The 10,170-nt window shown below is 45.1% G+C and carries 12 protein-coding genes and 3 pseudogenes; 9 read left to right on the top strand and 6 right to left on the bottom strand.

Annotation, left to right across the window (positions count from 1 at the left end):
* Nucleotides 1-17: 17 nt before the first annotated feature.
* A pseudogene (locus ACFE90_RS31295) lies at nt 18-1,286 on the bottom strand (IS701 family transposase).
* A gap of 90 nt (nt 1,287-1,376) precedes the next feature.
* Nucleotides 1,377-1,577, bottom strand: a complete 201-nt coding sequence (locus tag ACFE90_RS31290) for a competence protein CoiA family protein (protein ID WP_375506228.1) — start codon at nt 1,575-1,577, stop codon at nt 1,377-1,379.
* A 379-nt stretch (nt 1,578-1,956) separates the two neighbouring features.
* On the opposite strand from ACFE90_RS31290, the gene ACFE90_RS31285 reads away from it, so the two are divergent.
* Together ACFE90_RS31285 and ACFE90_RS31280 are read left to right on the top strand one after the other, a co-directional pair.
* Nucleotides 1,957-2,367, top strand: a complete 411-nt coding sequence (locus ACFE90_RS31285; protein ID WP_375506227.1) for a GIY-YIG nuclease family protein — start codon at nt 1,957-1,959, stop codon at nt 2,365-2,367.
* Entirely contained in the window at nt 2,361-2,534 is a 174-nt protein-coding gene (locus ACFE90_RS31280) for a hypothetical protein (protein WP_375506226.1), read from the top strand. Before ACFE90_RS31285 ends, ACFE90_RS31280 begins: the two co-directional genes overlap by 7 nt.
* Here ACFE90_RS31280 and ACFE90_RS31275 read toward each other — a convergent pair.
* Both ACFE90_RS31275 and ACFE90_RS31270 read right to left on the bottom strand, forming a co-directional pair.
* Nucleotides 2,517-3,383 (bottom strand): IS630 family transposase, encoded by an 867-nt coding sequence (locus ACFE90_RS31275; protein ID WP_375506225.1) that lies wholly within the window; start codon nt 3,381-3,383, stop codon nt 2,517-2,519. The two genes, ACFE90_RS31280 and ACFE90_RS31275, sit on opposite strands and share 18 nt — an antisense overlap.
* The gene (locus tag ACFE90_RS31270) at nt 3,344-3,670 is read right to left on the bottom strand and encodes a transposase (protein ID WP_375506224.1); all 327 of its coding nucleotides are present in this window, start codon (nt 3,668-3,670) and stop codon (nt 3,344-3,346) included. Before ACFE90_RS31270 ends, ACFE90_RS31275 begins: the two co-directional genes overlap by 40 nt.
* A 74-nt stretch (nt 3,671-3,744) precedes the next feature.
* Between ACFE90_RS31270 and ACFE90_RS31265 the strand changes: the two are divergent.
* Nucleotides 3,745-4,008 (top strand): annotated as a pseudogene (locus ACFE90_RS31265) (Hsp20/alpha crystallin family protein); the annotation flags it as partial.
* Between the two features lie 155 nt (nt 4,009-4,163).
* Nucleotides 4,164-4,659, top strand: a pseudogene (locus tag ACFE90_RS31260) (transposase); the annotation flags it as partial.
* Here ACFE90_RS31260 and ACFE90_RS31255 read toward each other — a convergent pair.
* Complete coding sequence (locus tag ACFE90_RS31255) at nt 4,652-5,605, bottom strand: alpha/beta fold hydrolase (protein ID WP_375506223.1); 954 nt, start codon at nt 5,603-5,605, stop codon at nt 4,652-4,654. The pseudogene ACFE90_RS31260 and the gene ACFE90_RS31255 sit on opposite strands and share 8 nt — an antisense overlap.
* Before the next feature lie 42 nt (nt 5,606-5,647).
* Nucleotides 5,648-6,526, bottom strand: coding sequence for an NAD(P)-dependent oxidoreductase (locus ACFE90_RS31250; RefSeq protein WP_375506222.1), 879 nt, complete (start codon nt 6,524-6,526; stop codon nt 5,648-5,650).
* 186 nt (nt 6,527-6,712) lie between these two features.
* Here ACFE90_RS31250 and ACFE90_RS31245 point away from each other — a divergent pair, with 186 nt between their 5' ends.
* The 5 genes from ACFE90_RS31245 (at nt 6,713) to ACFE90_RS31225 (ending at nt 10,102) form a co-directional block, all read left to right on the top strand.
* Nucleotides 6,713-7,324 carry a CGNR zinc finger domain-containing protein gene (locus tag ACFE90_RS31245; RefSeq protein WP_375506221.1) on the top strand — a complete coding sequence of 204 codons (612 nt, stop codon included), beginning with the start codon at nt 6,713-6,715 and terminating at the stop codon, nt 7,322-7,324.
* A gap of 252 nt (nt 7,325-7,576) precedes the next feature.
* Entirely contained in the window at nt 7,577-8,323 is a 747-nt protein-coding gene (locus ACFE90_RS31240) for an SDR family NAD(P)-dependent oxidoreductase (RefSeq protein ID WP_375506220.1), read from the top strand.
* Nucleotides 8,324-8,402: 79 nt separating this feature from the next.
* The gene (locus tag ACFE90_RS31235; RefSeq protein WP_375506219.1) at nt 8,403-9,113 is read left to right on the top strand and encodes an IS6 family transposase; all 711 of its coding nucleotides are present in this window, start codon (nt 8,403-8,405) and stop codon (nt 9,111-9,113) included.
* A gap of 274 nt (nt 9,114-9,387) precedes the next feature.
* Nucleotides 9,388-9,732 carry a hypothetical protein gene (locus ACFE90_RS31230; protein ID WP_375506218.1) on the top strand — a complete coding sequence of 115 codons (345 nt, stop codon included), beginning with the start codon at nt 9,388-9,390 and terminating at the stop codon, nt 9,730-9,732.
* Entirely contained in the window at nt 9,674-10,102 is a 429-nt protein-coding gene (locus ACFE90_RS31225) for a hypothetical protein (RefSeq protein WP_375506217.1), read from the top strand. The genes ACFE90_RS31230 and ACFE90_RS31225 overlap by 59 nt, the downstream gene beginning before the upstream one ends.
* Nucleotides 10,103-10,170 lie beyond the last annotated feature (68 nt).

The raw sequence follows: 10,170 nt of genomic DNA, 5'->3' as shown, positions 1-10,170 counted from the left end.
CGGGACTTAAACAAAAATCAAGCCCAAATGTAGCCCAAACTGGCTTTATAAGCAGTAAACACGTCACGGTTGAGGGTTAACCAATCGAAGAATCGATAAGACATAGCTGTTCTAAAAGCTTCCAAAGCTTCAGTAAAAGTGTTTAAAGGTTTGCTAGCCCACCTTCGCCTTAACCCACCAGTCATTTGATGCCAAAGAATAAAAGTGTAGGCACAGAAAACTAGAATAAAATGACGAAGTAAACTCCTTTTATCTCGAACTTGATATTCTTTGAGTCCTAACCATCCCTTGGCTTCTCTGTAAAAAACTTCGACCCAATTTCTTTGAGAATATGTATCAACTATCCATTGTGGTGTAACAATTGATGGAGAGACATTGGTGATGAAATAGTCAATGTCTGTTGCATCTTTGAAAGTCGAAGCATTCATTACGATAGCGACATTTCGCTTCCCACTTAAACCTGATATTTCTACTTGTTTAGTTGCTACCCATAGTGTTTTGGGTTTATCTAACTCTAGTTGAATTTCTGTAAAAACCTCTTGGGGTAAGCTCTGGGCTAATTCATCTAGCCTAATTTTTTTTTGAAGCTCTTGAAAATCATTCACAATGACTTTGCGGTTTTTCGCTAATCCACCTAGATATTTTAATTGCCGTTTCTCTAACTCTAATAAGAATGATGTATTGTTGCCATATCCGGCATCTACAATTACTATTCCAGGTTGATATTTTCTGTTTAAAGTTTTATCGATTAATTTGATTGCTAGTTCTGGTTTCTTCTCAAATTCTGGGTCTTGTTTCCCTTGGGCTAAAGAATCAGCGTGCTGATATAACTCGATATCTAACGGTAAGCTTTTTCTTCCATCATATAAATGCGTTGTTACTACTACTATTCCATTGTCTGTCTTACCAATTTCTCCAATATATTGTCTTCCTATCCCCTCAGTAAAATTTCCCGGAGGCGGAGCGTCTCCGGCTCCGCACTTTTTCTATGTCCCGAATCATCTATTATCAAGCTAAAGCCTCTACTAATTCTTGTCTGGCTACACTTGTTCATGATCTCTAACCTACTCTCATTCACCCGATCGCGCTTACCAAGGCGCTTCTGTTAAAAAGTGGTGTAATCGGTGATAAGTCACTCCTACAGCATTCTCTGCGATTTGAAACAGGTTTTTTCTCTCACTTTCACCCAACAATCCCCCTAAATAGTGTCTAAACTCTCTTTTTTGAGCCTTATGAGTAAAAACATCATCAAATCGCTCACACCATCTTTCAAAGCATGGAGGCATGGCTGTGGGAGTCGTTTCTTTCATCTGCTTACTTCAACGTGAAAGCTTTGCTATTTAAGCATTATAGTCTTTTTTACCTTCCTGTTTTGTTTAAGTCCCGTTAGGGAACTCTCGGTTAGCTATGGGGCGACAAGTTTCTCCATAATGAGCAAAATGATGCTCTTTCACCTTGCCTTTTTTAGCAGTTAAATCACTATGACAGTAAGGACACTTAAGTGAAGTCTTCCCCCTGTTTATATCTTCAATACATATCAAAATACCTTCTTTATTTACACCATATTTTAGCCACATTGCCACACCATTATTGAATAGTTAAAGTTGCTCCTACAAGTGTGCTTCAACTTTTCAAAAATGTATCTATCTTCTGGGCTAGGTAATGTTGATCTGAAGAATGTAAGTGTAATGGAGTGAAGCGTAGGCTTCTTGAACCGTAGGCATCGCTTGATCTCGCTCTTTATCTCTTAAGGATAAGTGTAGTTTGTGTGAATGGATACCCGAAAATTTCTTAGAGGAAAAAAAGGAAAGTGAAGGCGTTGGCGATCGCTTTGCAGTAAGGCGATCGCTCCCCCCTTTAACAGCTTGACTTGATTCAGTTCTGGGGGATAATCAGCTAGTCGGCATCCTCTTTATAATACTTTTGGAACCCAATCAGTTAAGCCTATTCTCAGATATGACCCTCACACCAGAACGTAGAGCAGAGGCGCTGGTGATGAGTGCTGATGCCCTGCTGAAGTGGAAAGCGCAAATTTTGGATTATCAGCAACGAGTCAGAGAGAACAAACCACCTGAGCAGACGGCGTTATTTGACATTGCACCCAACCACTGCAACCCAGACCGGATTGATCCTTTTACTTTGCCCTTGCAATCGATGGCGTTTTACAGGATGCCAACAGATGTGGGTAGCGCCGCTATTTATTTTGTGATCGATAATGCTATGCCCTTGCTGCTGTATGTTGGTGAAACTTGCCGTTCTGGTAAACGGTGGAAAGGTGAGTATGGATGCAAGCAATACTTAGATAGTTACCATTCACTGCATTATCATTATGGACTGCAACGGGAAGTGAGCATCGCTTTTTGGTGAGATGCTCCGGTGCAAACAAAACCCAGGCAGCAGCTAGAGCTTGCACTAATTCACAAATTCAAGGCACCATTCAACAAGGAGAATTGGGAGAGATGGGGGCAACCGTTTCAGCATTCTTAGTACAGGTCACCGCAAAAAAGGGTCGGAAATTAAGCCGCGATCGCTAGGTCTATTTGGGCCGTAGAATTGGAATCTGGAATTTGGCACTTTGCGATAACTTTCAAGGTTGACTTTTCATTCCAACCAAAAGGATGTGCTTTTGTATTCCATTCAGAAATAAAAGCTTGTAAACGTTCACTTAAAACTTTTTTATCGGTAAAATCAGATATTTTCAAACGTTTTCGTTGCAAAATACTAAACCATTGTTCAACCTGATTTATCCATGAACAATGGACGGGAGGATGATGAAATACAAAACGCTGCTGTTTGGTTAACCAAGCTTGGACTTTTTTGCCTTTGTGTACGCTCAAATTATCTAACACCACATGAATTGTTGTAACTGATGGGGCAATTTCCTTGTCCAAGTATTCAAGAAATGCAATAAATTCTTCTTGACGTTTACGGTCATAAGTCTGTCCCCATACTTTACCTGTGCGAGTATCAAATGCAGCAAATAAATTGAGCGCTCCTTTACGTTCATATTCATGCTCAACTCTTACAGGTAGTTCTGGTTTAGCTGGAAGAGTTTTGGATTTACGTGGTCGGGGTTGTAAGTTGGTTTTCTTGTCAACGCACAATACCATTTCATCCGGATTTAATGGTCGAGTGTATAAATAACTAATTTCTTTTATGCTTTTAACAAACGCTTCATCTCTTGGGGCTTTTGGTGATAACCACAAATGATGTCGCCAAGGTTTTAATTTATGACTATTTAAAATTCGTCGAACAGTAGATGCAGAAATGCTACCTGCTATGGAAGCTGCTATTACTTGCTGCGCTAATTCTGTACAGTCCCATTGCGATAACGAACGCTGCATCATATCGGGTCGCTCACAAGCAATTTTAACCAGATACAATGCGACTTGAGGGGGAAAAAACTTTCTTGTCGTCCCGGTCGTTTGCCATCATATAATCCTTCGATTCCTTGTTCTATAAACCGTCTTGCCCACTTTCTGATATGACGTTCTCCCATTCCTACGTACTGACTGGTTTTACAGAATATTTCCCCTGATGCCAACATTAATATTGCACGGGCGCGTTTTGCCAAACCCACGGGGGTTGTTGACTTACGAAGCCAACTGTTTAGTATATCTTGTTGCTCACCAGTCATTTCAACCTGGATATTTGAGCTACGTCCCTGCATATCTGATTTTTATGCCATCCTACAAAAAATATCTTCCTCTATTTCCGACCCTTTTTTGCGGTGAGTTGTACTTAGGACTTGAAGCTAAAGACCTAGATATTCAAGTCACCCAAGACGCTGTTCACGTCTTCGGTGAGCGTAAGTCCCAAACTAAAACCGAAAACAATGGCACAACTTCGAGCGAATTCTACTATGGTAAATTCCAACGTGTAATTCCTCTATCTGCTCGGATTCAAAATACCAATGTCACCGCAGATTATAAAGACGGCATCTTGAATCTGACACTGCCTAAAACTGAGCTTGAAAAGAACAAAGTTGTCAAGGTTAATCTTGAATAACCTACTGCCTAATTGGTTGTTATAAAATTCCTATTTGATTTTTGAAAAAGATTACGGAATAATACGGGTGAGGATACAAGTGTAAGAACAGACAATGATAAACCAGCATCTACAAACGGCAACACTATTTAGAGAAGTGGCAACTGCGATCGCTGGGTTATGTGTGGGGGAGAACTGACCAAGAGATAACGGTTCCAGTCGTCAATGAGCGAGAGAAACAAACGTATTATGGAGCAGTGGACTATCTGGAACGAAAATTATTGCTTAAAGCTTACGACAGAGGAAATTCAGAAAATACTATTGATTACCTGCAATATCTACTAACTGAGTCTGACAACCAACGATTGCTGATTTTTTGGGATGGCGCTACCTACCACCGTTCCAAAGAAATCCAAAACTTTTTACATGAACTTAATCAAGGTTTATCACCAGAACAATGGAAAATTCATTGCGAACGCTAAAGCCCCTAATTGTCCAGAGCAAAATCCGATTGAAGATATTTGGTTGCAGGCTAAAACATGGGTTCGACGTTTTTGTGCCTTGATTCCCTCTTTCTCTCATTTAAAGTGGATGTTTGAGTGGTTTATTCGACACACTACGTTTGATTTTCCCACTCTTGGGATGTACGGATTTTTTTCAAAAATCAAATAGGATTTCTATATAAGACTACTCTACTTCCAATAATTGATTGAGATACTAAAAGCCCAGTTATGAGCACTGCGATCGGCAACCCAGCCAACGCCGGAATCCGCAGCGATGCTGGATCGGCAGCATGGACATCAGTGATGTCACCAAGTGGAGGATCAAAGGTGACGGGAGCGGCAGTCAGTCCCCAGTCGAGAGTCCCGATGCCAGGGGTTTCGGCGAACGGCGGACCCATCGGCTCGATAGTAACGATCGCGGCAACGAGTTCAGGACGCCGATCGGCGACGAGCCAGCCATCGGGTCCCGATGCCGAATGGGTAACGATGATCGCAGGTCCTATCCGGTCCAGCAGGCAAGCGAGCCTCGCCGCGTCCATTTCCTGTGAGGCGGCGAGGTCGGCTGGCATCGGTCCGTACGGTGCAATGAAAGCGTCGAACGCGGCATCGTCGTTCGGGTCGAAGATCCACTGCGTCTGGATGCCGTTAGCCGTCGTGGGCGGAAAGTAAACCTCTCTACCTCGCTCGTAGGAGAACGGCGATCCCATCGAACCAACGATGTCAGGGTGGTAGGGCGAACGACCGTGCCCGGGACGGTCAACAGTAAGTACCGCATACCCAGCCTCAACGAATCGCTGCGCCCAACCGGGACGACCATCAGGCGTGTCGAGCCATTCGGTGCCTTGCAACGTGCCGCCATGTACTAGCACCACAGGATAGGGCTGTGTCACGCGCTCCGGTGCCTCCCAGGACACGAACATCGGTCCGCATTGAAACGTCTGCCCATTGCGGGTGACGCGATCGCCGGATACCCAGAAGTGCCCGCGACGCGACGTTCTCGCTGTGGTGTCCGCCCAAAAGGGAATGCTGTCTTTCGGGGGTTCGGTAAAGTAATGGTCTGCGGGCTTCGTGCGTAAATGATTGAACTCCACTATAGTTTTCTCCTGTTCCTTCATGTCGGGATATTAGCCACTGTTCTTGACTCGGCTAAAGTCTTGCTAGGCTACACCCTCTTCTAGTCCTGCCCGCCGACGTGTGATCTTAGCCAGAGCTGACCAGTCTTTGGAACCTAGTCCCTGATCGACCGCTTTGTTTAGGTTCTCTCGCACAATTTCTGCAGCAGGCAACACAGTATGCTTTGCTTTGGCTGCATCAAGCGCTAGATTCACGTCTTTGAGTCCCAAGGTTAGCTTAAATCCTGGTTCGTAGCTGTTGCTGGCAATATTATCGCCATAGCGCTTATAGCTCGGACTCGCGAAAATTGTGTTCGTGACAACCTCGAGAAAATCGCTCGCCTTCAAACCGTAGCTTTCGGTCAGCGCTGTAGCTTCGCCCATCGACTCAATGGCAAGCGTAATCATCATGTTGGCCGCGATCTTCGTCACGTTGGCGTACTTGGGATCATCGCCGAGGTGCCACGTCTTCTGACCCAGAGCGTCGAAAAGTGGCTGAACCGTTGCGATCGCTTCAGCGTTACCCGCTGCGATAATATTCAACTCACCCTTTGCGGCTACGGCAGGAATACCGAGAACCGGGGCGGCAACGTAAGCAATCCCCGCGCTGCGGTGCAGATCGTGTAATTCTCCAGAGAGGGCGGGGGAAATCGTTGCCATCATGATGTGAATGCAGCCTTTACGTGCAGAATCGAGTGCCTTTGAGTCAAGGAGCACACTACGAACTGCTGCATCATCCGACAGCATGGTAATGACGGCATCGTTCTCAAACGCAGCAGCTGGCGATGGCAGTACCATGACACCTTCGAGCGATTTAGCCGCGTCCAAGTTGCGATTCCACACCTTCACGCTATGACCTGCCTTGATCAAATTTGGCACCATTGCAGCGCCCATGCTCCCGATTCCAATAAAACCGATATTCATCGCAATACCCTCCAGAAGTGCTTTTTATCAAAGACTCGCCAATCTGAGTGCCGAGTTTGTTGTCGTGAACCAAGTGTCATCTTAACTTAAATATGTTAGGACAAAACTTGGAACCTGAAAAAACTTTTTTTACTGGTTCCAAATATAGCACATCGACTTGACCCTGGAACTGGTTATACTGGTTTTATGCGCCAATCTGTCCCTACCCATCATCTAACACCCGCCGATTTTGCGTTCCGGTTCACTCCTGGTCGCTTGTCACTGAACCTCATCGCCACCATCGGTGAACGCGGACACCGTGATATCGAGCGACTATTGATACCCGCTGATTTCGCCCGATGGTGCGTCGATGCCGGATTAATGTCGGACGCTTTGGATGTTAGTCCGAAGGCGCTAAAGTCTGCAAAGACGTTTCGGGAAGCCATGTACCAGACTGTGCAATCGCTCCGCTGCCATCACGTTCCCAACCCAGTAGACATCGAGACGATCAACGCTTGGGCTGCCCGATCGCCAGCGGTACTCCAGCTCAACCCGGACGGGCGAAGTGTCTCATCGACTGCGGTTTGTTCTGTAGATGCCGCCCTCGCCTTGATCGCGCGCGACGCGATCAACTTGTTCTCAAGTTCTTTGGTAGAGCGGATCAAAGCCTGCGCTAACCCTGAGTGCGCGATGCTCTTCCTGGACACTTCACATTCTGGTCAGCGCAGATGGTGTGCAATGACTGGTAACGGTTGCGGCAATCGTGCAAAGAAGACTGCCTTCCGCCAGCGCCAACGGAACGCTCCCGTACTTGAATAGGCTGCTCCTAAATGCCGATACAATTTTGAAAGTTAGGTAGCTAAAAATTCGCGAGGAAAAAGCAATGGCTGTGGACTTGACTTTTCCCGTTAATTTATGAAACAACGGAATAGTAAGGGTTTCAGACAATAATTTATTACCAATAAATTAAGATTAATGACAATGAATCACCTTTAATCGGAACGTTAAGCCGTCGCGCGCGGCATGGCTGCGTTTTGTATAATTCACATTGAAGGTAAATGAGGGGGTTTCATGTCAACTGAAAATCTGGATGGAAAGGTCGCACTTGTCACAGGTGCGTCTGGCGGCATTGGAAGCGCCATCGCCAAGGGGCTGGCGGCGCAAGGCGCTTTGATCATCGTTCACTATTCGCGTGGTGCCGATGCCGCGCAAGAAGTTGTAGCCGCTATCGAAGCTGAGGGTGGGCGAGCTATTGCCCTGCAAGCGAATCTTAGCAAGATTGCAGATATTCGTCGCTTGTTTCAAGAGATTACGGGACGCTTGGGCAAACTTGATATTTTGGTGAATAATGCCGGTGTTGCACGAGGAGGACTTTTGGCAGAAGTCACCCAAGAGGACTACGAAGCTGTATTCGACCTGAACGTTCGTGCTGTCCTTTTTTGCTCGCAGGAAGCCGCACCTCATATCGGAAATGGCGGACGCATCATCAACATTTCTTCCAGCACGAGTGTTTACCCACACGCTGGTTCAACCATTTACGCAGCCAGCAAAGCGGCAGTCAGAATGTTCACACAAGTGTTGGCTCAAGAACTAGGAGAGCGCCAGATTACGGTTAACAGCGTAGTTCCTGGCCCAACTTCTCCTGGAATGTTTGACAACGCACCTGTGGAACATCAAAAAGTAGCGGCTCAAAGCTCTCCATTGGGGCGTTTGGGAACTCCTGAAGATATTGCTGAAGTCGTCGTATTCTTGGCATCGGAAAAAGCGCGTTGGCTGACGGGACAAGACATCGTGGTTAATGGTGGCGCAAAGATTTAGGGTTCTGTTGCAAAAACAGGTGGAGTTCTGCTAAGAGTAGAAATTATACTTAATAAGCCTAGCCACTGACATTGTGTTCATGAACCCCAAGCAACCATTCAAATGGCGTCATTTTCAATCCGAAATTATCTTGCTGTGCGTGAGGTGGTATTTGCGATATCCACTCAGCTACCGTCAGATTGAGGAGATGATGCAGGAGCAAGGTGTTGAGGTTGACCACACTACTATTTACAGATGGGTTCAAAATTACTCACCGGAAATAGAAAAACGAGCTAGAGGTTACTTGAAGCCAACGAATGATTCTTGGCGGGTAGACGAAACGTATATTAAAGTAAAAGGTGAGTGGAAGTATTTATACCGAGCAGTAGATTCCTTTGGAAATACTATTGATTTCATGTTAAGTGCCAAGCGTGATCACAAGGCTGCTGTCAGGTTTTTCAAAAAAGCCTTAAAATCGACTCATACTCAGATGCCAAGAGTAATAACGGTTGATAAAAACGCTGCTTACCCATTGGTCTTAAATGAGTTGAAAATTCATGAGAAACTGGATAAAACTACTAAATTAAAACAAGTTAAATATCTCAACAATATCCTTGAGCAGGATCATCGATTTATTAAAAAATTAGTGAAACCAACATTAGGATTTAAATCTTTTCATACAGCCAGAATCACACTAATTGGTTATGAAATCATGAATATGATTCGCAAAGGTCAGGTTCAAAAAGTTGAAAAAGGGGATGTTGTCGGTGAAGTAAAATTCATTGCAGACATCTTCGGAGTTGTTGCATAAAGATTAACCCATTAATAGGGTTTTCATCTTCTTAGTCATTTTTTGCAACACAACCGGCAGGATTACCTGTCATCAATTAGTGAGAGCGGTTGCTATCTGTAACATCTGCGATTTTACACTCAGCCTCATAATGGTGCAACTTTTTCCGAAACTGCAACAAACAGAGCAGGGGAGGCAGGGGGAGAGAAAAAATAAGTATATTTTTAATTAGTTTTAGTAGCAAAAATTACTAAAATTTCTCTTGACTCCCCCTGCTCCCTCTGCTTATTAAACGATGATCTCACTTTTTCGTGTTGCCCCGCCCTCTGTTGTGGTGGAAAGGGATAAATCGGAACGCGTAGCTTGCCGCCGCAGGCATCGCTTGAGCATCTGCACAGACTGGAGCAATCATTCCACATCCTGGCTGATGCGTCATCGGTTGGGATTGAGGGCAGTGTTGATGGATTTGATGGCTGGGGTTGAGATAAAAGGCGACGAGGCGATGATTCAGGTTTTGGCTGACTTCTCCAAACGCAATGCATCTCACGTTAAGGGCATACTCAATCTCACCATTCCCCTTGATGAATCTCCTGTTTGGATTTTGGGGCAGTATCTCTGGCAACGCCGATTTGTTTACTGAATCACGAAGACCACTGGAGGACGGTCAACGAGTTCGGTATTATCGGCTGAATACTGAGGATGTGGTGTTTATCCAAAACGTACTGGATTATCGCCTTCGTCAGCGAGAGCAGAAGGAACTCAAGCCCCAAGAGGAGCAAGAGAGAAACGCGGCTTATGGGGCTAGGATACAGACACAGTATGGGATTAATCCGCTGTCCACACCCCCCATTAATGAAAATAGAAGTAATAATCGGGGGGGTATGGACACAGATGTAGAACTCAGTGATTCTTGGTGGAAACGGGTTAAATATTATGCTCAATTGGCGATTGAGTCGGTAGAGTATGGAGTTAATACTGTAAAAAAACTTACTCAACATAATAATGAGTGATGAACGGTGGGGGGTGATGCTGAAGTTTGATCAGGTCAGCCCAGACAAATTTGCTCAACTGCTTGTCG

The sequence above is a fragment of the uncultured Nostoc sp. genome, from assembly GCF_964245445.1.
GTDB lineage: Bacteria > Cyanobacteriota > Cyanobacteriia > Cyanobacteriales > Nostocaceae > Nostoc.
The sequence above is the reverse complement of the archived record's forward strand: the minus strand, read 5'-3'. Positions and strand labels throughout refer to the sequence as shown.